27 protein-coding genes are annotated in these 21,736 nt (G+C 52.9%); 15 read left to right on the top strand and 12 right to left on the bottom strand.

Annotated features, from left to right (window positions below):
- A complete protein-coding gene (locus tag AB4K19_RS17420) occupies positions 1 to 1,395 on the bottom strand; it encodes a flagellar hook-length control protein FliK (RefSeq protein ID WP_375229529.1) in 1,395 nt (464 codons plus the stop codon).
- Between the two features lie 115 nt (positions 1,396 to 1,510).
- Here AB4K19_RS17420 and AB4K19_RS17425 point away from each other — a divergent pair, with 115 nt between their 5' ends.
- The 6 genes from AB4K19_RS17425 (at position 1,511) to AB4K19_RS17450 (ending at position 5,750) form a co-directional block, all read left to right on the top strand.
- Positions 1,511 to 1,795, top strand: coding sequence for a rod-binding protein (locus AB4K19_RS17425; RefSeq protein WP_436398440.1), 285 nt, complete (start codon positions 1,511 to 1,513; stop codon positions 1,793 to 1,795).
- Positions 1,782 to 2,141 carry a flagellar biosynthesis protein FlgN gene (locus AB4K19_RS17430; protein WP_375229531.1) on the top strand — a complete coding sequence of 120 codons (360 nt, stop codon included), beginning with the start codon at positions 1,782 to 1,784 and terminating at the stop codon, positions 2,139 to 2,141. Before AB4K19_RS17425 ends, AB4K19_RS17430 begins: the two co-directional genes overlap by 14 nt.
- Positions 2,142 to 2,352: 211 nt before the next feature.
- The gene (locus tag AB4K19_RS17435) at positions 2,353 to 3,603 is read left to right on the top strand and encodes a flagellin (protein ID WP_375229532.1); all 1,251 of its coding nucleotides are present in this window, start codon (positions 2,353 to 2,355) and stop codon (positions 3,601 to 3,603) included.
- Positions 3,604 to 3,679: 76 nt separating this feature from the next.
- Positions 3,680 to 4,051 (top strand): flagellar biosynthesis regulator FlaF, encoded by a 372-nt coding sequence (gene flaF, locus AB4K19_RS17440; protein WP_375229533.1) that lies wholly within the window; start codon positions 3,680 to 3,682, stop codon positions 4,049 to 4,051.
- Positions 4,048 to 4,452, top strand: a complete 405-nt coding sequence (flbT, locus tag AB4K19_RS17445; RefSeq protein WP_375229534.1) for a flagellar biosynthesis repressor FlbT — start codon at positions 4,048 to 4,050, stop codon at positions 4,450 to 4,452. Before flaF ends, flbT begins: the two co-directional genes overlap by 4 nt.
- Positions 4,452 to 5,750 carry a DUF1217 domain-containing protein gene (locus AB4K19_RS17450; protein ID WP_375229535.1) on the top strand — a complete coding sequence of 433 codons (1,299 nt, stop codon included), beginning with the start codon at positions 4,452 to 4,454 and terminating at the stop codon, positions 5,748 to 5,750. Before flbT ends, AB4K19_RS17450 begins: the two co-directional genes overlap by 1 nt.
- Before the next feature lie 10 nt (positions 5,751 to 5,760).
- On the opposite strand, the gene AB4K19_RS17455 is transcribed toward AB4K19_RS17450, so the two are convergent.
- Positions 5,761 to 7,128 carry a FliI/YscN family ATPase gene (locus tag AB4K19_RS17455; RefSeq protein ID WP_436399551.1) on the bottom strand — a complete coding sequence of 456 codons (1,368 nt, stop codon included), beginning with the start codon at positions 7,126 to 7,128 and terminating at the stop codon, positions 5,761 to 5,763.
- 81 nt (positions 7,129 to 7,209) lie between these two features.
- Here AB4K19_RS17455 and AB4K19_RS17460 point away from each other — a divergent pair, with 81 nt between their 5' ends.
- From AB4K19_RS17460 to AB4K19_RS17500, 9 genes are read left to right on the top strand one after another with little or no spacing between them, the layout of a single operon-like run.
- The gene (locus AB4K19_RS17460; protein WP_375229536.1) at positions 7,210 to 7,608 is read left to right on the top strand and encodes a FlgB family protein; all 399 of its coding nucleotides are present in this window, start codon (positions 7,210 to 7,212) and stop codon (positions 7,606 to 7,608) included.
- A gap of 15 nt (positions 7,609 to 7,623) precedes the next feature.
- Positions 7,624 to 8,016, top strand: a complete 393-nt coding sequence (gene flgC, locus AB4K19_RS17465; protein WP_375229537.1) for a flagellar basal body rod protein FlgC — start codon at positions 7,624 to 7,626, stop codon at positions 8,014 to 8,016.
- Positions 8,017 to 8,063: 47 nt separating this feature from the next.
- Positions 8,064 to 8,390, top strand: a complete 327-nt coding sequence (gene fliE, locus AB4K19_RS17470; protein ID WP_375229538.1) for a flagellar hook-basal body complex protein FliE — start codon at positions 8,064 to 8,066, stop codon at positions 8,388 to 8,390.
- 1 nt (position 8,391) lies between these two features.
- Complete coding sequence (locus AB4K19_RS17475; RefSeq protein ID WP_375229539.1) at positions 8,392 to 8,661, top strand: flagellar biosynthetic protein FliQ; 270 nt, start codon at positions 8,392 to 8,394, stop codon at positions 8,659 to 8,661.
- Between the two features lie 2 nt (positions 8,662 to 8,663).
- A complete protein-coding gene (locus AB4K19_RS17480; RefSeq protein ID WP_375229540.1) occupies positions 8,664 to 9,377 on the top strand; it encodes a flagellar hook-basal body complex protein in 714 nt (237 codons plus the stop codon).
- An 18-nt stretch (positions 9,378 to 9,395) separates the two neighbouring features.
- On the top strand, positions 9,396 to 10,181 hold the full coding sequence (gene flgG, locus AB4K19_RS17485) for a flagellar basal-body rod protein FlgG (protein ID WP_375229541.1): 786 nt from the start codon (positions 9,396 to 9,398) through the stop codon (positions 10,179 to 10,181).
- Between the two features lie 59 nt (positions 10,182 to 10,240).
- Positions 10,241 to 10,597: a flagellar basal body P-ring formation chaperone FlgA gene (gene flgA, locus AB4K19_RS17490; protein WP_375229542.1), complete on the top strand. Its 357-nt coding sequence runs from the start codon at positions 10,241 to 10,243 to the stop codon at positions 10,595 to 10,597.
- Between the two features lie 13 nt (positions 10,598 to 10,610).
- Positions 10,611 to 11,342 (top strand): flagellar basal body L-ring protein FlgH, encoded by a 732-nt coding sequence (flgH, locus tag AB4K19_RS17495; protein ID WP_375229543.1) that lies wholly within the window; start codon positions 10,611 to 10,613, stop codon positions 11,340 to 11,342.
- An 11-nt stretch (positions 11,343 to 11,353) separates the two neighbouring features.
- Entirely contained in the window at positions 11,354 to 11,866 is a 513-nt protein-coding gene (locus AB4K19_RS17500; protein WP_375229544.1) for a flagellar basal body-associated FliL family protein, read from the top strand.
- Between the two features lie 36 nt (positions 11,867 to 11,902).
- On the opposite strand, the gene AB4K19_RS17505 is transcribed toward AB4K19_RS17500, so the two are convergent.
- The 10 genes from AB4K19_RS17505 to AB4K19_RS17550 form a co-directional block, all read right to left on the bottom strand.
- On the bottom strand, positions 11,903 to 12,331 hold the full coding sequence (locus AB4K19_RS17505) for a hypothetical protein (RefSeq protein ID WP_375229545.1): 429 nt from the start codon (positions 12,329 to 12,331) through the stop codon (positions 11,903 to 11,905).
- Entirely contained in the window at positions 12,325 to 13,413 is a 1,089-nt protein-coding gene (gene flhB, locus AB4K19_RS17510; protein WP_375229546.1) for a flagellar type III secretion system protein FlhB, read from the bottom strand. Before flhB ends, AB4K19_RS17505 begins: the two co-directional genes overlap by 7 nt.
- On the bottom strand, positions 13,410 to 14,180 hold the full coding sequence (locus AB4K19_RS17515) for a flagellar biosynthetic protein FliR (protein ID WP_375229547.1): 771 nt from the start codon (positions 14,178 to 14,180) through the stop codon (positions 13,410 to 13,412). Before AB4K19_RS17515 ends, flhB begins: the two co-directional genes overlap by 4 nt.
- Positions 14,177 to 16,258, bottom strand: a complete 2,082-nt coding sequence (gene flhA, locus AB4K19_RS17520) for a flagellar biosynthesis protein FlhA (RefSeq protein ID WP_375229548.1) — start codon at positions 16,256 to 16,258, stop codon at positions 14,177 to 14,179. Before flhA ends, AB4K19_RS17515 begins: the two co-directional genes overlap by 4 nt.
- A gap of 7 nt (positions 16,259 to 16,265) precedes the next feature.
- The gene (locus tag AB4K19_RS17525) at positions 16,266 to 16,967 is read right to left on the bottom strand and encodes a lytic transglycosylase domain-containing protein (RefSeq protein WP_375229549.1); all 702 of its coding nucleotides are present in this window, start codon (positions 16,965 to 16,967) and stop codon (positions 16,266 to 16,268) included.
- A gap of 84 nt (positions 16,968 to 17,051) precedes the next feature.
- Positions 17,052 to 19,310 carry a hypothetical protein gene (locus tag AB4K19_RS17530; RefSeq protein ID WP_436398444.1) on the bottom strand — a complete coding sequence of 753 codons (2,259 nt, stop codon included), beginning with the start codon at positions 19,308 to 19,310 and terminating at the stop codon, positions 17,052 to 17,054.
- On the bottom strand, positions 19,307 to 20,176 hold the full coding sequence (gene motA, locus AB4K19_RS17535) for a flagellar motor stator protein MotA (RefSeq protein WP_375229552.1): 870 nt from the start codon (positions 20,174 to 20,176) through the stop codon (positions 19,307 to 19,309). Before motA ends, AB4K19_RS17530 begins: the two co-directional genes overlap by 4 nt.
- Positions 20,177 to 20,242: 66 nt before the next feature.
- Positions 20,243 to 20,836 (bottom strand): MotE family protein, encoded by a 594-nt coding sequence (locus tag AB4K19_RS17540; protein WP_436398446.1) that lies wholly within the window; start codon positions 20,834 to 20,836, stop codon positions 20,243 to 20,245.
- Positions 20,833 to 21,219 (bottom strand): hypothetical protein, encoded by a 387-nt coding sequence (locus tag AB4K19_RS17545; RefSeq protein WP_375229553.1) that lies wholly within the window; start codon positions 21,217 to 21,219, stop codon positions 20,833 to 20,835. The genes AB4K19_RS17540 and AB4K19_RS17545 overlap by 4 nt, the downstream gene beginning before the upstream one ends.
- Positions 21,220 to 21,231: 12 nt before the next feature.
- Positions 21,232 to 21,726: a flagellar basal body-associated FliL family protein gene (locus AB4K19_RS17550; RefSeq protein ID WP_375229554.1), complete on the bottom strand. Its 495-nt coding sequence runs from the start codon at positions 21,724 to 21,726 to the stop codon at positions 21,232 to 21,234.
- Positions 21,727 to 21,736 lie beyond the last annotated feature (10 nt).

The following is a 21,736-nucleotide window of genomic DNA, read 5'->3' on the forward strand; positions in this document are numbered from 1 at the left end:
TTACAATCTGATGTCTACGCCGGTGTCGGTGACCATTGTGATTTGGTCTGGCGGAATGACATTTTCATCATCAACCCCGGCAGCATCATGGTTCACAAAGAGTGTGTCTTGCTGCGTGCTCTGCTGCTCAGAATCGCTACCGGTCTGCTGTTGTCCTTCTGAAAATGCAAAGTCGATACTCTCGTAACCCAGCGACTGAAATTCGCGGGCCAGCTGATCAATGTTGCGTTTCATCAGATCCAGTGTTTCCGGCCGTTCCGCCAATACCGTCACCGTGATGGCGTTTTCGCTGGCCGCGATGCTCATGCGCACTTTCCCAAGTTCGCGGGGGCTGAGCATGAGCTCAACAGGCTTGTCGGGCATCTTTTGCAACACTTCCGCCATCTGACGCGCAATCATTGCGGGTGTTTCCGCGCGCGCGAGTGTCTGGCTTAGAGAGGACGCCGCGGCTGATCTTGGATCGGACTGGGTTGTTATTTCTGAGGCTGTGCCTGCAACGGGCTGCAGGTCAAATACCTCTCCTTTGGGTATCGCTGAAACCGAAAGATCCTTGTTCTGCATCACGGGCATTGTGCCTGTCGGAATCGCCGTCGCCGGGCTGCGCAGTCTATTTGCTGCGATGGCGGGCGTTTCATTCCTCACGCTGGATTCGAACTCTGCTATGCGCCTGATCTGTTTTCTGTCGAGGCCCGGCTGCGCAGCAGGGATATCCGGTTTGTTTGTGATTGCAGGTTCAGTTTCAGTTGCCCGAACCGGAGCACTCTTATTTACCGGGTCAGGCGTCTCGCGTTGTCTCACATCAACACGCGTCTGTTGCATGTCACCTCTGGCACTTGCGGGCGTTTCCGTCCCGACCAGTCCCTGCCTGATTTTAGGCTCCGTGGCTGGCTGCGTCACATCGGTTTTCACGTCTGTGTTTTTTGCTATCTGTTCGGTCGCCTCGACAGGGATCGTTGCCCGGCGCTCACCACCGTCGTCCGCAGTCACAATGCGTGGGTTGGTTTGTTGAAGAAATGCGAGTTCAGACACCGGTTGTCCCGCTTTGGCCGGTTTCTTTTCTGTCTCAACTGGTGCGTCAACTGGATCATCAACGTCTGTATCGAAGACCGCGGCGTCGGCAGCTTCCACATCCTCATCAACCGCTGCCTTTGCTTCACTTCCCAACCCAAGCTTTTCTTCTGTGCCATCAGACTTGGCAGACGCCTCTTTGCCGTCGTCTGTCTCGTTCGTCTGGGTCTCAGCCGTTGAGCTGTCCGCCGTGTCGTTTTCTTCGGCCATTACGGTGTCGAAGTCGTCCTGTGGCGCTTCGGTGTCGTTCCCCCGGGCCGCTGACACTGATGATGATTCCGCGCGTGATGCGCCGGACGGTGCTTTTACAAATGGAATTTCCAACATCTCGTTCTCCAGGAGTTCTTCCGTCGCTCGGCGCTCTTATGACGGACGTTGGTTACCGCATCTTTACCGGTTTCGCGGATGATCGGAAAAAATAGATGCAATTGGAGATACCCAGATGTCAGTTATTCAACCAGCAGCACAGCCGGTGCAGCCTCCGACCCTGAAAGATCATGCTCTGAGGGAGGCCGCCGAAAAACTTGAGGCAGGTTTTCTGGCGGAAATGCTGAAATCAGCAGGACTTGGGAAAACCAGCGATCACTTTGGCGGCGGCTCCGGTGAAGACCAGTTTTCATCATTTCTTCTGCAGGAACAGGCAATGCAGATGGTCCGTGCCGGTGGCATCGGGCTCAGCGAATCAATTTTCCAGTCTCTGAAGGAGAAACAGAATGACGGACAATGACTTTGCAGCAGTCATCGGTGAACTCGATGACCTTCTCGATGCGGAGAAAAGAGCACTGCTCGAAGGCGACCTGGAACAGGTGGGCCGCCTGTTGGAGCGAAAAGAGTCTCTTATTGATCTTTTGTCGCAACTTGAGGCAGGCGAAACGGCGCAGCTGGAAAACCTGAATACCAAGGTTAAGCGCAATCAGGCCCTTCTTGACCACGCCTTGCAGGGGATAAAGTCTGTGTCCCAACGCCTTGCTGCATTGCGTCGCGTTCGCGATTCCCTTGATACGTATGATGAAAGTGGAAAGCGTCAAACTATTGATATGAATAAGGAATCATCACTCGAAAAGCGTGCTTGAAACCGAATTTGTCTAAAAACAGACGTATTGGGAAAGAGCGATTTAGGACTTCGTTAGCCTTTGAAGGGTCTTTTGCACCTCGCATTCGATCGCGAATGGCGCACCTCCAGGAACTGGTGGCTGCATTGGTCAGAAAGACTGTTTCAAACCGGGCGGATTTCCGACCGGCCATAAACCACGCAAAGCGTGAATGATCAAAGGAACATTACTGATGTCCAGTATTCTTACCAACAACAGCGCAATGGTTGCGCTGCAGACCCTGAAATCCATCAACATGAACCTCGGCAAAGTCCAGAGCGAGATTTCGACTGGTAAAACAGTTGAAAGCGCGAAAGACAACGCGGCGACATGGGCGATTTCCAAGGTTATGTCTTCCGACGTTTCCGGTTTCGAGGCCATTTCCGACTCGCTGGGCCTCGGCCAGGCGACAGTTGGTGTTTCCCTCAACGCGGCTGAGAGCGTCACAGATCTGCTGACCGAAATCAAAGGCAAGATCGTAAACTCTCAGGAAGAGAACGTTGACCGTGCAAAAATCCAGACGGATATTGAAGCTCTGCGCGATCAGATCTCCAGCATTGTTGGCGCAGCCCAGTTCAACGGTCTGAACCTGCTGAAAAACGACAGCAATGTTGAAGGTTCGGGCACTGCAAACATTCTGTCTTCGCTTGACCGCGGTGGCGACGGTACTGTCACAGCAAGCAACATCAGCGTTGCGAAGCAGGACCTCGATACACGCGCCGCTGTGTTCGGTTCTACAGCTGTTGGTGCTGCGGGTGATCTGATCACCACATCTGCTGCTGCGGCCGTTGGTCCGGCAGGTGCGACACCGGTCATCGGCTTTACGGCTGGTGGAGCTGAAGCAGGTGCTTCCTATCGCATCACCCTGACAGGTGCTGCTGCGAGTGAGTGGGGAACCACAGCAGTGAACTTTGAGTATGTCGCTGCTGACGGTGATACCGAGCTGGATGTCAGCAACAATCTGCTTCAGCAGATGAACGACTATGCTACGGCGAACGGCTTCACAAACACCACTTTCACCCAGAACACAACGACCGGCGCGATCACAGTGGCCAACACTGACGTTGCGGCGAACACACTGGGCGTTGCAGTGGCGGAAAACCTCGGCGGTACATCCGGTGGTGGTCTGGCCGACCTGGCAACTATCGATGTATCTACTGCTGACGGTGCAACCGCAGCTCTGGCTTCGATTGAAAGCCTGATCCAGACGTCTATCGACTCGGCTGCATCGCTGGGTTCTGACGGTCGCCGTATCGAAGCTCAGTCCAGCTTCGTCAGCAACCTGATCGATGGTCTGAAGTCCGGTATCGGTACGCTGGTTGACGCGGACATGGAAGCAGCTTCGGCCAAACTGCAGGCCCTGCAGACACAGCAGCAGCTGGGTGTACAGGCGCTGTCGATTGCCAACCAGGCTCCGCAGACAATCCTGTCGCTGTTCCGGTAATCCGATAAATTCAGGGGCGCGTCATGACGCGCCCCTGAAATCCCGAAGTGAGAAATAACAGGTACTGGATTTTATCGTGAATGCTTATGCTCAGGCGCAACGTGCTTACTCCCCAGTAAACTCGCCAACAAAAACGACCCGTAGTATCGAGTATGAAGTGATCGCACGTATTTCGCACCGATTGAAGGCTGCGGTAAAATCAAAGAACTATAACGCGCTCGCGGAAGCGCTTTATGACAACAACAAGCTCTGGACAGCGCTGGCAATTGATGTCGCAAACCCTGAAAATCTGCTCCCCGAGGAACTCAGAGCACGCATTTTCTATCTTGCGGACTTTACCCGGCAACACACGTCCAAAGTTCTGATGAAACAAGACAACGCGGTTCCCTTGCTGGAAATCAATGCTGCGGTTCTCAAAGGATTAAAACAGGAGGCTGGAAAACAATGAGCGGATTGGTTTTGAAACTCAGCCCCAAAGAACGCGTCCTGATAAACGGTGTCGTTATCGAGAATGGTGACCGCAGAAGCCGGTTGTCCATCATGACGCCGGACGCGAATATTCTGCGTCTGCGCGATGCAATCCATCCTGAAGATGCAAAGACGCCGGTGCGGCGCGCATGCTTTGCCATGCAGCTTGTCCTTTCCGGTGATAAGTCACCTGAGGATGCGCACCTTCCGCTCTTGCGCCAGATTGAAGACCTGAGTCAGGTGTTTACTGATCCTGACAGCAGGAATGTCTTGGCCGAAGCAACCAAAGGGCTCGTGCAAAAAGAACACTACAGGGCACTGAAAGCGCTCAGAGCTTTGCTGCCCCGCGAAGACCGTCTTCTTGCAGCGCGGCCCAGCTGATGTTCACCCCGATTATTCCTTCGTCGGGGCTCGGAGGCTGGTCGTTTCTTCAGCGTACTTACGATTCCCAACTTAAAACGTTCTCAGAATCCGCCGTGCAATCACGTGCGATCGCATATTTCGAAGAGAACATCACCAATGTCCGTACCGCGGAAGACCTTGTGTCAGATCGCCGCCTTCTCGAAGTTGCACTGGGTGCTTTTGGCCTTCAGGAAGATATTGATAACCGCTTCTTTATCAGAAAAATGCTAGAGGAAGGTTCGACAAACGACGATGCCCTTGCGAACCGTTTTTCAGACACACGGTATAGCGAATTTGTCGAAGCTTTTGGGCTCGGTCCCGGTGAAACCAGTCAGATTGGCACTGCCAGTCTGACCAATCGCATAACGGCGCTTTATACGGCCAACAGCTTTGAGGTGGCGGCCGGGGATCAGGACAACACCATGCGGGTTGCCCTTTATGCTCAACGAAAACTTGGTGAACTTGCCGCTCCGGCGACCAGGTCCCCGGAACGACTCGCAGCAGAAGAAGTTGCAGAGGCTGTGGACAGGTTCGCGGCATCGGTGTCGGACGACACAGAGTATTTTGATCTGTTCATAGGTCAGGTCGAGACCGTGGATGACCTGCTGGCTGACACCAGACTTCTCAAAGTTGCCCTTGGCGCTTTCGGCCTGAACGAAGACTACGAAGCGATCGTCAGTTTTGTGCCGACAGCTGAACAGCCTGTCAGTCTGGAACTTGAAAAAATCAGACAGGTTCTTGTTGAAGGAAGTATCTCGGATACTGCCTTTGGGAGTACCCTTGAGAATCCTCAATACCGAAATTTCTCCCGTGCTTTTGGGTTTGGAATTGCAGAAGATTTTCGGGCAAATGATTTTGGCTTCGCTACCGTCATCAACGACCTTTATATTGAATCGAATTTCAAAATTCCGGATGACATAGATTTCGCAGGAGAAGTGGTTGTCTCGAACGGCCAGTTTCTGCTCGAGGACATCGATGTCAGGGACATATCAAACGATGCGAAGTGGTTCACGATAATGGGTGAACCTCCGTTGCGCTCGTTGTTCGAAAAAGCACTCAACCTGCCAGCAGAATTCGGTCAGGTCGATATTGACCAGCAGCTGGTAGTTTTTAAAGAGCGCTCAAGACAGGTTTTCGGAAGCGACGATGTCAGCATCTTTGCCGACCCTGAAATCATTGATGATGCCATTCAGAAATATATTGTCCGGTCGCAGATTGATGCGTTTTCTGCCAATACTTCGTCTGCATCCATTGCGCTGGCGCTTCTCCAATCCTGATCGCAAATCTTTATGCCGCCGAGTGCGGACGACCGGCGGTTCGGGCAGGGATTTGCGAACGAGTGCGGCGCAGAACCAGTTCAAGTTGTGTGAAGCTATGATCGATAGATTGCTTTTCGGTCTTGGACAGAAAAATATCCAGCTCTGACCAGATCTGAATTGCAGCATCAACTTCCGGATCACTTCCAGCAGAATATAGTCCGGCGCGTATCATCATCGCGTTCTCGTCGTAGACAGAAAGCAGCCGCCTCGCCTGCGCCAGAAGTGCATTTTCACTCTCGGTGGCTGCTGCGGGCAGACTTCTTGACACGGATCGCAACACATCGATGGCCGGGTAGCGCCCGCGTTCAGCGATACTTCTGTCCAGCACGACATGTCCATCCAACACACCCCTGAGAATATCTGCAACCGGTTCGTCCATGTCTGACCCAGCTACCAACACGCTGAAAACGCCGGTGATATCTCCCTGCATCCTTGCACCCGGCCCGGCTCGTTCGCAAAGCGACATGATCAGATGCGCGGTCGAAGGGGGGAACCCACGCAAAACAGGTGCTTCACCAGACGCTACCGCGACTTCTCTGTGTGCTTCAGCAAAACGGGTTATCGAATCTGCCAGAAAAAGAACTGACGATCCCCGATCCCTGAAATGTTCTGCAACCGACATGGCCGCCCAGGCGCATCTTCTTCTGATCAGGGGCGACTGATCTGAGGTCGCACAGATCACGACAGCGCGCTTAAGTCCTTCTTCACCGAGAACCTCCTCAATAAAGTGCCGGAGTTCCCGACCACGTTCGCCAATGAGCGCAATCACAACGATATCCGCCGTCATATTCTGCGCGAGATGACCCAGCAAACTGGATTTTCCAACCCCGGAACCTGCGAACAGCCCGATGCGCTGCCCCTGCACCACAGGCAGAAGTGTATTCAGCACAGTGAGACCTGTATTCATACGCTCTCCCATTGCACGGCGTTGTGCCGCATCGGGGGGCGCATTCCGGAGGCTTCGTGAAAGAGATCCCCTCAAAAGCGGTTTCCCATCAAGTGGATTGCCGAAGGGGTCGATAATCCGTCCAACCCAGGAATCAGACGGCGCAATACCGCGCGCCTGTAAAAGAGCAGCGCGGTCGTTCAGCGCAACACCGTCCGGACTTTGATCCGGCAACAGCACCAGTTCATCCCCGTCAAGCTGCAGGATTTCACCGGAGAGCGGTTCGCCAAGGCGGTAGACAACGGCGAGATCGCCAATACGGGCTTTGCCCGCAAGCCCTCTGATGTGGATCAGTCCGGCCTCAACGCGACTGACGCGTCCAATCGCCCGAACCGGGTTCAACTCCATGATCTGCGCGGTGAGATCTTCGAAAGGAATATGCTGTGACATGTCGATCCTTTTGTTTCCGCAAACTCTTTCTAAAGGAATCACAGTTAAGCCTTGATGAAACCACACGAGGGAGAAGCCCCGATGTTTGAAAATCTTGATGTCTTCCGGATGTCACATGCGATGGCAGTTCATGCCGGCCAGAAACAGGCCGTTGCCGCGCAGAATGTCGCTAATGCGGACACGCCCGATTATAAAGCACAGGGCGTTATCCCATTTGCCGAAAGTTTCAGAAATGATGAGAGCGTCGTTGGTGGCCTGTCGCAGCGTGCCACACGCAGCCTGCATATGCATGGTGCTGTCGCAGGTCAGATGCCAGGCCCGATTCTTGACCGCTCATCGCCCGAAGCGCCCAACGGAAACACAGTTTCGCTGGAAAACGAGATGCTCCGTTCGCTGGATGCAAAGCGTCAGCACGACCGGGCGCTCGCAATCTACAAATCTTCCATGACGATTCTGCGCGCTACTCTGAGCCGCTCTTAATTCCGGAGTAACAGTATGAGTGAATTTGCCAAAGCACTGAGCGTGACCACCAGCGGCCTGCAGGCGCAGGCGACAAGGTTGCGCCATCTTGCTGAAAACATATCGAACGCAGACACACCTGGTTACAGGCGTAAGATGATTTCGTTTGAAACGTCTTTCAACGCTGACAGTAATGTCTCTGAAGTTGAAACAAGCCGGGTCCGGCTTGACCGCACCAGCCTTGAACGGGTTTTCGACCCGTCGCATCCGATGGCAGACGAGAGCGGCTATTTTGACGGATCCAATGTTGATCTGCTCATTGAACTCGCCGACGCGCGTGAGGCGCAGCGCGGGTATGAAGCCAACCTGAAAGTATTTGAACAAACGCGGAAAATGTCCGGCAGCCTGATGGAGCTGCTGCGAAAGTAACCGACAAGACTGCGTGAGAAAAACACGCTGACATAAGGAGATCCAGAATGGATATGAAAGCTGTCTCAGCCATTCAGAAATTTACAGATTCGCGCGCCAGTTCCGCGATTCAGAGTTATGCACAAGCGCGGCCTGCAACCGAGCCCAAACCCGAAGAAGCGGGTATGGCGCAGGCGGTGCAGAATGTGGCGCTCGATTTCGCCCAGACGCTCGCCGAAAGTGAGGAAGTTGCAAAAACCGCAATGGTTGGTGATGCGGATCCACATGCACTTGTTCAGGCGCTTGCGCAGACTGAACTTGCCGTCGAAGCCGCAGTTTCCGTCCGCAATAAAGTCGTCGAAGCGTATCAGGAAATTCTGAGGATGCCTGTCTGATATGGCTGATGAGATCATCTTCTTTGATACCCTGCGCCACGGCCTGTGGATTGCTGTCATTATTTCGATACCGATTCTGACAGCAGCACTTGTAACCGGTGTGTCCATTGGTCTCGTGCAGGCCCTGACATCAATCCAGGAGATGACACTGACTTTTGTGCCAAAACTCGCGGCTATCGTGCTCGTGTTCTGGCTGTCCATGGGCTTCATGACCCAGACACTGGTTGCGTTCTTTCAGGACATGATCGTTCCCCTGATAATCGGAGGCTGACGATGGAAAACACTGGCTATACAACGCTGACACGACAATCCGGGCTGATGCGCGAAATGCGTATTGTCGCGAATAATATCGCTAACGCTGCGACCTCCGGCTATCGCCAGGAAGGCATGGTTTTTTCAGAATATGTGCAGTCGATTGACGGTGGTTCAAGCCTTTCAATGGGGCAGGGGAACTCCCGCCATACTTCGCTTGTACAGGGTGCACTGACCCAGACCGGTGGCACGTTTGATTTTGCCATTGAGGGAGATGGTTTCTTTCTGATCGGCACGCCGGATGGCGAACGCCTGACGAGGGCAGGTTCCTTTTCACCCAATGCTGCCGGTGATCTGGTGACACCTGATGGGTACCAGGTTTTGGACCCGGGTGGCGCACCGGTTTTCGTGCCCGCAGGTGTGGGCGACATCGCAGTCGCTCCGGACGGGACGATCTCGGCCGAAGGCAATCCGATCGGGCAGATCGGGGTCGTCCGCCCGCTGGATCCTCAGCAGATGGTCCGGGAGGATGGCGTGATGTTTCGGGCAGACAGCGGGTTTGAACCGGCCGAGGACTCAAACGTTCTTCAGCGATTTGTCGAGAATTCCAACGTGGATGCAATCTCGCAGATCACACGGATGATCGAAGTGCAGCGTGCCTATGAACTGGGCGCCAGTTTTCTGGAAGCGGAAGACGAACGTGTTCGCCAGGCTCTCAAAGCACTGTCACAGTAACGAGTAAAGGAGACTTCCATGCGTGCATTAAAAATTGCGGCCACTGGCATGAGCGCTCAGCAACTGCGTGTTGAGACGATTTCCAACAACCTCTCAAATATGAGTACGACCGGCTACAATGCCCGGCGTGCAGAATTTGCTGACCTGCACTATCAACAGATGATGCGCCCCGGCACGATCAATGCGACCGATGGTACGGTTCTTCCGACTGGGGTTCAGCTTGGCCTTGGTGTCCGTCCATCAGCTGTTTCGGTTCAGCTCCAGCAGGGGTCTCTGAGTGCAACCGGCGGCGACCTCGATCTTGCGATCGAAGGCTCTGGATATCTGGAAGTAATTCTTCCTTCCGGTCAGACCGCATACACAAGAGACGGTGGTCTCAAGAGAAATGGGGAAGGTCTGATTGTCACGTCAGATGGTTTTGCCGTGCAGCCTGAGATTGTCATCCCGGACGACGCGCGAAGCATCTCGATCAACGCGGCTGGCGAAGTTTTTGCCTATTTCGCGGACAATCCGGACGCCCAGCTCCTCGGCCAGTTCAACATGACGGGTTTCACAAATGCCAAAGGCCTTGAAGCGCTTGGCGGCAATCTGTTTGCGGAAACAGAAGCGTCAGGCCCGCCATTGGTCTCTACACCGGGTGAAGACGGCCTTGGCACAGTGAGACAGGGGTTCTTGGAAGACAGTTCTGTGGACGCTGTACGGGAAATCACTGAGCTGATCGAAGCGCAACGAGGATATGAAATGAACGCCAAGGTCATTTCTGCTGCCGATCAGATGATGGGCGCGACCACGCAGATCCGATGATCAGACTTTGCTCGTTTTTTCTTTTGTTTTGTTCGGCCGGGGTAGCTGCGGCTGATGCTGTGGTTGCAACCCGCACAATACGTGCCGCCGCGATAATAACGGACACGGACGTCAAACTGATATCCGGTGAGGTGCCGGGTGGTTTTGATGCGCTGCACTATGTGATTGGTCAGGAAGCAAAAACAACGCTTTACGCTGGCAGGCCAGTGAGGTTCAGCGATGTAGGCCCCCCCGCGCTTGTCGCCCGCAATCAGGTGGTTCCTTTACGTTTTGAGGCGTCTGGCCTTGTGATTGAAACAGAAGGCCGTTCGCTGGAACGTGGCGCGGTTGGCGACCGGGTCAGAATAATGAACCTTGCATCGCGGCAAACTCTTTTTGGTCAGGTTCAGGACGATGGTTCTGTTCTGGTAAAATAGTTCGGAGACTTAAATGTACAGACACTTTGTTCCTCTAGCTGTTGCTGCGGTTGCTCTGACCGGCTGTGCCCGTCTGGACCATTTGGGCAAGGCTCCTTCCTTCAGCCCGGCGATGGCAACAACCGAACACAATGCAATGTTGTCGCCGGGTCTGCCCGTTACGGCTGACGCATCATCCCCGACCGAAGCTGCGTCTCTCTGGTCCGGCGCGCGTCAGTCCCTTCTGGGCGACAGACGGGCTATCCAGCGTGGCGATATTTTGACGGTGGTGATTGAAATTGATGAAGAGGCAGAAATCTCTAACGCGACTGACAGGTCCAGGTCAGGGTCGGAAAGTCTCGGTGTCCCCAGCCTTTTCGGATTGCCACAAAGAATAGACGAGCGACTTCCTGATGGTGCGACGACCGCTGACGCTGTGTCTATCAATTCGACAAGCAGATCGTCTGGTGACGGATCGGTCAAAAGAAACGAAAAACTGACGCTGCGCGTCGCAGCTACCATAGTTGACGTTCTGCCAAATGGAGTTTTGTCAATTGCAGGCAGTCAGGAGCTGCGTGTCAATTTCGAAATGCGCGAACTTCTCGTCACAGGTTACGTTCGCCCGGAAGATATCTCCCGGCAAAATGAGATCACCTACGACAAGATAGCAACCGCGCGCGTTTCCTATGGTGGTCGTGGTCAGATTACTGATGTGCAGCAACCACGCATGGGCCAACAGGTCCTGGACGCAATTCTCCCGTTCTGAGGTGAACTGATATGAAAATCGTTCTTCCGTTGGTAATGTTGATTGTTGGATCAGGGGCCGGTGTAGGGGCGGGTTTGTTCCTGAAACCCGAACCTGAGCCAGCGCCTCCTGCGATGGATGAAGAAGTTTCAAACGCTGAGCAACCGGCAGCAGAAGTGGCTGAACAGGAGCCAGAGTCTGCTGACGAGGAGAATGCGGCGGTCCAATATGTAGACTTATCAAACCAGTTTGTCGTACCAATAGTTGACGGCAACCGGATTGCGTCAATGGTTGTTTTGTCTTTGAATGTCGAAGTTCCGGATGGCGGCAGTCAAATAATCTATGACACTGAGCCAAAAATAAGGGATGCATTTCTGCGCGTTCTTTTTGACTTTGCCAACATAGGTGGTTTTTCCGGAGCGTTTACCAACAACAACAATCTCAACGTTTTACGCAGAAACTTGCGCGAAGTTGCTCAAAAAACCATGGGATCAGATGTAATAAATGACGTTCTGATATCAGATATTGCCCGACAGGACTATTGATCAGAAACGCCTCCAATGACTATTTCCCATCCCTTTTTACTTCGCAGTTTTCTTACACTTTGCCAAGGCCATTTCTATTGAGTCGCTGAGGCGGCAAGTTCGCGCATCGTACCTGATATCTTCCAGTTGCTTTCTCCTCAATTCCTCGGCCACAAGTAATTTTCCGTAGTCTTTTCGAACTCTGTTCAGGTAACCTTCCTTCTGCGCCAGTATTTGGGCAAGTTGTAAATTCAGCTCCGTTTTTGTGCGACCGACCCATGACTTCCAGATTATGTCGGCGCCAATGGTTTTCATCGAAGATTCCACATCAGAATCCGCGTCACGGGCTTGTTTGTCCAGTTTCCTGATTTTGTCGCGCAGTTGGTTTTCCTGACTAACATATCGGCGAAGATCCTGTTGGCTGGTAAGGTATTTTGCTCGCATGATTTCTTCGAGCTTTGAGAGTTTTGAGTGTTCATTTACCATGCTCTACCCTTTGAACGTTCTCTCATCGCTTCAGAGAAACGGATTGCGGCGGCAACGGCCTTATAGTGCTCTGGTGCAATTTCCTGATCGATCTCTGTTGTGGCATGTAGTGCTCTTGCCGTTGGTGGATCGCTGTGAATAGGCACGTCGTTTTCGGTTGCAATTTCCCGAATTCTCAGGGCGATTTCGTCAATTCCTTTGGCCACGCAAACCGGTGCTTTTCCGGGTTCCCTGTCCCAACGCAAAGCGACCGCGTAGTGTGTTGGGTTCACGATTATCACATCAGCGTCCGGAACATCACTCATCATCTGAGACTGTGAAGAGGTCTGCGCCCGTTTTCGCCGTTCCTGTTTAACATGAGGATCTCCCTCACTGTTTTTGGTTTCGTCCACAATTTCTTTTCGGGACATTCGGTTTTTTCGTATGTGTTCGAAATGCTGCCAGACTGCGTCAATGCCGCCAATGAGTCCTGAAACGCAAACAACAACAAACAAAAAGCTCAGGAAGATCTCGGCAAGCAGGAGCATAACCGAGCTAGGGTTTGTAAAAAGCGCACCAATCATATCATTGAGGTGAAGTCGGAGGAAAATTGCAAGGCAGGCGGAATAGATAATCAGCTTGATTGTGCTTATCAAAAACTGAAAAATGCCATTGCGTCCGTATTTGTTTTTTGCATTCGATATTATCGAAATTTTGGACAGTTTCGGTTTAATCTTGTCGGGAGCGAAAACGATACCCTTTAACGCAAACAGGCAAACCAGGACACAGACAGCTGGTAACAGAAATATCGGCGAAATTGATGTTGCGACTTTGTTGATCAGATTTCCCGCTGTTGGGGCAGCTGCGCCGTTGAAGAACAGTTCGGCCAGCTGAGCCGGCTGATCGATCAGAATCGACAGACTTTCGCCAAATGCAAGGAGACTGGACCCACCCGTCAGTAGAAATGCCGCGAATAGTCCGGCATATCCAGCCGCGGTCAGCACCTCTGTTGAACGTGGAATTTCGCCTTTTCTCCGCGCCTCAAGGAGCTTTTGCGGAGTAGGGTCAAATGACTTGTCAGTATCGTCGTCCTGCCCGCTCATCGAGCGTTTCCAAATGGATTCGACAGATAGACATCCATTGCGCCCAGCCAGGCAGCAAGGATTGATGGGGCCGATACCATCAGTAGTATTAACCCTCCGGCTGTGATCACCGGTGCGCCGACAAAAGCTACCATCAACTGAGGCATTGCCTTGTTAATCGCACCCAGCGCAATATTATAAATTACGGCAAGAATGATGAATGGAGCGGCAAGGGTAAATGCGAGCGAGAACGCTTTTGCGACCTGGTCGACGCCCCATTCGGTCATATCATTTGCGGTCGCGAACTGGCCGAACGGGATGAATTCGTACGACAGAATAATGAGCTGTGCCGCCTTAACATGCAAACCCGTCATGACAGCAAGTGCCAACCCTCCCACGATCAGAATGTAGCCCATTGCCGGCATCGGATCGATTGCGGCACCCCCTAGCACCTGGGACAACGATGTTGACTGAGCTGCAATGGATCCAGCCGTTTGGAGTGCAAGAACAAAAAGCCTCAATCCGATGCCAATTGCCAACCCGGCAAATGTTTCCGACAGAATGACCATGCCAACACCTCCGAGCTCGTCTGGTGGGCTGATTTGTGGAAGAGCCGGAGCAACAACGAAAGTGAATGCTATAGCGACTGCCAGTTTGATCCTCGCCGGAACAGATTGTTCTCCGAAGGCCGGCAGCATCGACACCAGTGCGCCGACACGCAGGAAAACAGCAAATCCGTGCCACAACTGCGTTGTCAAAAGTGCCAGCAGTTCAGCGGAAGCATTCATGCAGCAACTACACCTACCAGCGATGGACGGGCATCCAGGCCGATTTCCTCAAATGACAGAACGGGATTGCTGATCCCTTTTGCGCGCATCACGGTTCTCAGGAAACGCCGGCGCCTTGTGCTGGTGACGACTGCAGCATGGATCCCGTTTTCGTTTGCATCCTGCAGTTTGCGCGAAACGTTTTCCGCAAGCTGATTGAAGAGGTCGGGCGGCAAAGCGATGTCGAGGCCGCGGTCTGCTTCCACCTGATACATGGTGAAAGTGTCTTCCCATTCCGGGGCCAGCTGGATCAGTGGCAGCGTGCCATCGTCCCGCCGCATCTCGGCAACAAGCTGGAAACCGAGGCGCTGGCGAACGTGTTCGCAGATTGCCTCCGGCTGTGCGTTCCGGGATCGGGCCTCTGCAGTTGCTTCCAGTATGAGTGGCAGATTTCGGATAGAGACCAGTTCATCCAGAAGCAGCCGAAGAACAGTATGCAAAACGTCAATCGGAACTTTATCGGGGATCATCTCATCGAGCAGTTTCCGGTTCGCTTCCGCCCTTACCGGATTTGAGATATTAACCATCTCGGCAAGCAGTCGCCTCAGGGATTTAAGTGTGAGCAAACGGCTGAAGTTCTTTTTGACAGTTTCAAGCAAATGGGTCGCGAGAATTTCTGCCGGAGTTACCAATGTCAGGCCGTTCAGGGCCGCATTTTCCTGATCCCGGCTACTGATCCATCTGGCAGGTGCGCCGTAAACCGGTTCCATTGTATCAGTGCCGTCCGGCAATGCTGAAGCATCTTCAGGTATGAGCGCCAGCACCTTTTCCGGGCTGATTTGAGCTCTGGCCTGTTCTACTCCCTGAATACGCAGGACATATGTCCCGTTCGACAGCGCCGGATTATCAGTCAGCCTGATCTCGGGCAAAATCAGGCCAAAAACGGAGGCAACATGGGTCCGCATATTGGCAATCCGCGCGTCCAGCCCGGTGCCAGGATCCAGTACCATGTTGACAAGATCCGGTGCGAATTCGACGTGCACATCGTCGATTTCAAGCACATCTCCCAGAGGCTTCTCCGCAGGAACGTTCACTTCCGGTGCTTCGTGTTCGAGCTCAGGCTCGGAGTTCTTCTTCCTGTATAAAAGGTATGATGCAGTTCCAAGGGCGGCAGCACCCAGTAAAAATGGAACAAAAGGCAATCCGGGAAACAGAGCAAAAGCCAACATCAGAATGGCGACAGTTGCGAGAGCTGCCGGATGCTTGCCCAATTGGCTGAAAACGGCAAGATCTGTCGCACCCGTGGCACCGCCACGTGCCAGCAAAAGCGCTGACGCGATTGAAATCACAACAGCCGGGATTTGCGAAACCAGCCCGTCGCCAACAGTCAGAATGGCGTAGGTTTCAAACGCCTGACCCACTGGCATGTCGTGCACGGCGATCCCCATGATCAGGCCAGCCACAAGGTTGAGCAGCGTTATGAGCAAACCCGCGATCGCATCTCCTTTGACGAACTTTGATGCACCATCGAGTGAACCGAAAAACGTAGTTTCCTGTTGTTCGCGTTCCCTGCGCTCCTTTGCTTCTGTATGAGTTATTGCGCCTGCGGACATATCACTGTCGATTGCAAGTTGTTTTCCGGGCATTCCGTCCAGTGCAAAACGCGCGCCCACCTCGGCCATGCGGGCAGCACCCTTGGTGATGACCATGAAGTTGACAATCAGGAGCACACAAAAAACAACGAGCCCGAGGAAAACGCTTCCACCCATCACAAACTGGGCAAAGCTCTCGATCACATCGCCAGCAGCATCGGTTCCGGTGTGTCCCTGGCCGATGATGAGTTTTGTAGATGAAACATTCAGTGACAGCCGGAGCATCAGCGACGCCAGCAGAATGGTAGGAAAGGCGGAAAAATCCAAAGGCCGCTCGATGAAAAGAGTGACTGTAAAAATGAGAATTGCCAACGCAAATGAGGCGGCTAATCCAGTATCAAGAACCCACGCTGGCATGGGCAGTATCATCATTACGATTACAGCCATCAGTGCTACTGCGAGCATGATTGTAGGGTTCAGAAACGCTTTGAAACTCAGGTTCTGCATGACGGCCTCAGTTACTTCGGGTGGTGAACAGGCCAGTCGGTGAACCCAGGCCTCCGGGTACCAATGATCCGATGGCCGAAGCACCGCCCGATGGCTTCAAAAGCGGAAAGCTGTTCTTTCTTTCCTGACTTAAGAGAGGAAATGACGAACGACGCCCGGGGAGCGCTGCAAAGATGCGGTTGAACCTTTCCAGGTAACGGTTCGCATGCGCTGGTGTTCGCGAGTGAAACTTTCCGACCGCCTGTTTCCAGTTGCCTGTTTCATCAAAAAGTTGCTTAAGAAAGCGAGCCGCGTAAACAGCGTTTCTGGTCGGGTCGAGCATATCGTCGACCGACATGAACTGTTCACCGTGCCAATGAATGTTTATCTGGAAACAGCCGACATCTACGAGAGTTTTGCCACTGTTCAAACTTTTTTGCACAAAATCAGTGGCTTCTGATTTCGAGCCAAGCCAAAACCCCTTTCCCTCCACGTTGATAGTCCATGGCCAGGGGGTTATTTTCCCATCTCTGCTTCGGCCCGTCTCTGTTCTTGTTACAGCTTTAAGTATTTTGAGTGGTACGCCGGTGCGATGAGAGGCCTCTGTAGCGGCTGCGTCACATGCGCCAAGCTGGTGGATACCAGGAGAGGCAGCAGTTGCGGGTCCTGTATAGTGCAGGAAAGCAAGAAAAAGAATGGTCCTGAAAACAAATGCGCGATCGCTAACCATAGACTGTCCACTCTCAGTTTCGTTCTGAAACAAGTTAAGCGTAAATGACTATGGTTTATTTTCGGTAACCAAAAACCTGTTCAATTATTCCAGCGTTGACTGGTTTGGAGGCGTAACTTCAGTCCCGTCCAGCAGTTCCCTGATAGCGTTTCGAAATGATTGATTAGAGTCCAGCACCGCGGTGGTTTCTTCCAGAATACTGTCAGAGGGGGTGACGCGCCGATCTGGCAAAGAACTTGCCAAAATAGCATTCCCGTAGACCGGCTCCTCTACGCTCACCAGTTCCTGCCAGTCTCCCGATAGCCAAGCAGCCTCGAGAGCAGCTTCTTTATTCTCGATCTGTAAAAAGGACTGGCGAGCCTCAGCGAGCCTCCCCATTTGCGCCAATGCGTTGGCCAGAATTTCAATCTCCTCATCGTTCTGGGGGTCTGGAAGAAGTGATATCGCTGCTTGCGGGTTATCGCGGTCCAGCTCAATTCTGGCCGACAAAGCTCTGTGTTGGCTGATGTTAAATTCACCTTCAATCACACTCAGTGCGTCTTCGGCCATGTTCGGAAAGCCCAGCTCCAAAAGCCTGCTCGCGACCTGGCGTGCTGTGTTTGGCGTTACGAAACCAGCAATGCGCTCATAATCAGAGCTGAAGTATTGCATAAACTTCACATCACTCGCGGCTTTCGTCAAATCTGTGAAAATCTCGCTTCTTGTTGTTAGAAGCATTTCGTAGTCTGCCTCAATAGAATCGACCAGATCAAACGCTGTATGGAAGTCGTCTGAGCGAGCCTTTGCACGCGCCAGGATTGCTTTCATGCGACTTTCTTGTGCGGTGTTCCTGTTTTCAAATACGTAAGCTTCCAGAGTACCCGCGAGGTCAGATGGAACCGGATCTCCTTCCGTAAGATATGTTTCCGCGAGAGCGACAACCGCTGCTGGAGAGTCCAGGCTGTTGCCTTTCACGACTTCAGCGAGGGTGCTCTTTGCCTCTTTTTCAAAACCCTGGTTTTTCAGTGCCTTTGCTTTTGCAAAGGATGTGGCGTCTGTATTTCCCTGTAGCTGTTCGATGTTCCTCAGGACGACTGAAGCGACCTGTATCTGGTCCGCTTCAATCAGAATGTTGCTGAGCCTCGGTCCCAAGAGTGCGCGCAAGTGACCGGGCAGGCTAAAAAACGTTTCGGCGATTGCTTCGGTTTTGTCTGAAGTATCGTCCGCAAGCCTGCCGGAAGCCAGAACCCCCCATAAAGCGAGCGATGCTTCGCATTCGCGGAACTGATGGACAATTCTCGGGTTGCTCAGCAAATCCTCATCGACAATCCCTGCAAGATCGAAAAGCTCGGGGTATTCAACAGCGACTTCTGACAAAAGAAGAGTTTGTCTGGCTTCTGCTCCAAAACCCAAAAAGATGTATAGCTTAGCCAATTTGATTGCGGCAGCGTCATCCAGTGACCCAGTATCGTCAAAAAGGGTTTCGCGGGCTTTGCTGATCTGCAAGGTTGGTGGTTCATGGGAACCCCAACTGACCACGTCGACTTTTTCCCGTTGAATGCAACTGGATTCGAACAGTCCAGCCGAGTTTTCGGAACTGATTATTGGAATGTCATTACTCGAACTCACCCGAACATTGCCTGCCGTATCGTCGAATGTTTCGGGTAAGGATGAATCATAGATGAGTTCATCATCGCGGCTGATTTCGGATGCTGTTTCCAGCCGCAAAGCTGAGCCTGACCCTTCCAGAATGCCAGATGCTATTGCTTCACCTACCTGAAGAGAAAGGGCAGCTTCTGTTTGTTCCTTTATGCTTTCAGCTGCAGCTGGTGTGTCGAAATCCGTATTTTGGCTACCCTCTGCAGCTTGTTCTTCGCCCTGTTCGTTTCGGATAGGGGACCAAAGCAAGTCACCATAGCCAAAAGTGGTCTCGAACTCCGGCCTCCGTCGAGTTTCAACAGCAGGGTCAGTTGCAAGTAGAGGTTCGTTCGGGCGATCTTGTAGTGGAGGACCGTCAAGAACGTCGATAACGAGGTACCCACCTTGTTCTTCAAAAACTTCTACCGGACAGTCGCAGTTGAACTTCAGGGAAATGCTCGACTGATCGGAAGATACGGAGGCCAGGCGATCGCGCGGAATGATCGAAAAGGTACGCGACGTATCAAACCCGTCGTCATGCGCCAGAAGAGAAACGCGATACTCCCCCAGTTCTCCCTGAAGTTCCCAGGACATGTCAGGGGGCATTTCCAGAACCAGGCGCGTAAAATCTTCGTGTTCACCTGCAATCACGGGTACAGGCTCCGCCTTAAGCGCGGTTGATGCGACCAGTCCGGCGAACAGAACGTAACCTGCCGGCCGATTCATGCTGCGTTCTGCTTGACAGATTTGAGGGCCTCTTCGAGTTCAGAAAAGCTCGGGCGGCAATGTGACGGTGTGTTCTGACGGCCAACCTCAATGCAGATATTCGTCGCATGTGCGTGAAGGTTTGCGACCAGAACTTCCCTGATCAGCTGGTAAAAGTGACCGTCTTCCTCAGTCACAGTTTTGACCTTCGCGGCGAATGGGCCCACAAGACAATAGGCAAGAAAAACGCCCAAAAAAGTGCCGACCAGAGCGCCACCGATCAGTTTCCCCAGTACTTCTGGTGGTTGGTCGATAGAACCCATCGTTTTAATAATCCCAAGAACCGCGGCGACGATACCGAGCGCCGGCAGGCCGTCTGCGAGATTTTGCAAAGCGTGACTGGAGTGAAGGGCGTGATGAAGGTTCGCCTCGATCCGTTTTTCCAGAACCTCCTCTACCTGATGCGGGTCATCATAGTTCATCGATGCAGACCGCAGCGTGTCGCAGATCAGAGCTATCGCTTCTTTGTCGGCAAGGATTTTCGGATACTTGGAAAAAATCGAAGAATCATCCGGCGCTTCGATATGTTCTTCGATGGCAACCGGATTTTGGCGGGCAAGCCGGATCAGTTCAAAGAGCAGACAGAGCAGATCCCGATAATCCGAATGTTTCCATTTCGGACCTTTGAAGACGCGTCCCATGTCCTTTGCGGTGTGTTTGACCGCTGACATGTCATTGCTGATCAGGAATGCGCCAAGCGCCGCCCCACCAATCATCATCATCTCAAAGGGCAGTGCCTTGAGCACGATTCCCATCTTGCCTCCGGCCAGCAGATAGCCGCCAAAGACCATAGCAAAAATCGTGATTATCCCGATAATTCCAATCATAGCTACCCTCAGAACCAGTTACCTGGCAACCATCGCAGAATGGAGTTAAAAAATGATATCCCCGGGTCAGCCCCGAGGCAGATTCGCATTGCGACCAGCAAGAATTACGCTAATCGTATAGGCTTTCTCTGGGGAAAGGCTGGTCATGATGCCTGCGGCAGCATCGGCCCGCATCCTGCCGAGAAAACCAGCAGCGAAAGCTGGCTCCATCTCCTCGAACAATGCGGCAGCATCCTTTGGCTTCATATTTTCGTAAACAGCAGTCAGCCGGGCGATATCGTCTTCTGCGGCTGTGTCGGCGACGGCCATGAGAGAGCGCAAAGATTGCTCAGCCTGTTCCAGCTCTGCCAGACGCCGCTCAATTTCTTCATCAGCCACTGTAAGCGCCTTTTGGCGAATCGCCATTTTGCGTTCCATTTCCTCAATTTTCGCCTCCCTCTTCTGGAAGGCGTCGAGCATCACGGCCAGCGTCTCTGCATCGGCAATTGTTGAAGTTACGGGTTCATCTTCCACGACTTCTTCTGCGGCCATCACGGGTGCTTCGACGGCGACGGCCTGGCCTGCGCCAATTCCGATACGAATTGCGGCCGATCCGATAAAAAGAAAACAGATCAGCAGAACCGAACCCTTGCCGGTCTTTCTGGAGAACAGTTTTTTCATTGCTGTGTCGCCGCAGCTCGATGTCTGACGAACATCGGTTCGCCGCCCGCCTGAGCAGCCGGCGTCGCGACAACCTGTGGTTCCCGTTCAGCGGGGACATCAGGAATGTCATGCATTGACGCCATCTGGAGCTCAAGTCGCTTTGCCATTGCCTCAGCGCGTGCAGTAAGGTCGGTCAGCGTGTCGGCCGAGTTTGACGCCGTTGCCTGTGCCGTCTCAAGAGTTTTTGTCAGATCATCCACCTGTGCAGAAAGCACAGCCACCGCGCCGCCCACACCTTTTTCGAGGTCGTTAAACCGGTTAAGGCGCCGGCCCAGAATATAACAGTATATGGCCGCACCCAGCGCGCCGGCTCCCAGAAAAATATCCGCAATCAATTCCATTTCTGTTTCCTTTTACTGAAGCACAAATTCCATAACGAGAAGGTCTGTTACCTTCCCGGGGCCAACGACAATCTGTACGCGCCGCAACATCTGCGAGCGCAGCTTCGTCAACGCAGCCGCCTCTTCAATGTCCTGCAATTCGACTGCACGAAGGTAAGTGTTCAGGACATCCACAACTCTGGGCATCAGGAGGCTGACCTCGTCGGCGTACTTTTTGCTCACCTCAAGTTCTCCGCGGAACCTCAGGTACTTGTTGGAGCTGTGTGCGGGCAAAGAAATCATGAGTTGGTCCATCGGTAAAAATGCGACCGTTGGCTCGGATTTCTCTTCTTTTTCCGGTTCTGCAACCTTCTCTTCAGTACCTGATTCGAAACCCGGTATGAGACCCGACTGGGCTGCGAAAAAACCGCCACCGCCGCCAACAAGAGCAAGCACGAGCCCTATAATAAGCGGCATTTTGGACGATTTTTCCTCAACTGGTACTTCATCGGCTGTTGCGTCGGCCATGTCGACTCCA

This window comes from Roseobacter phycocola, assembly GCF_042055075.2.
Taxonomy (GTDB): domain Bacteria; phylum Pseudomonadota; class Alphaproteobacteria; order Rhodobacterales; family Rhodobacteraceae; genus Roseobacter.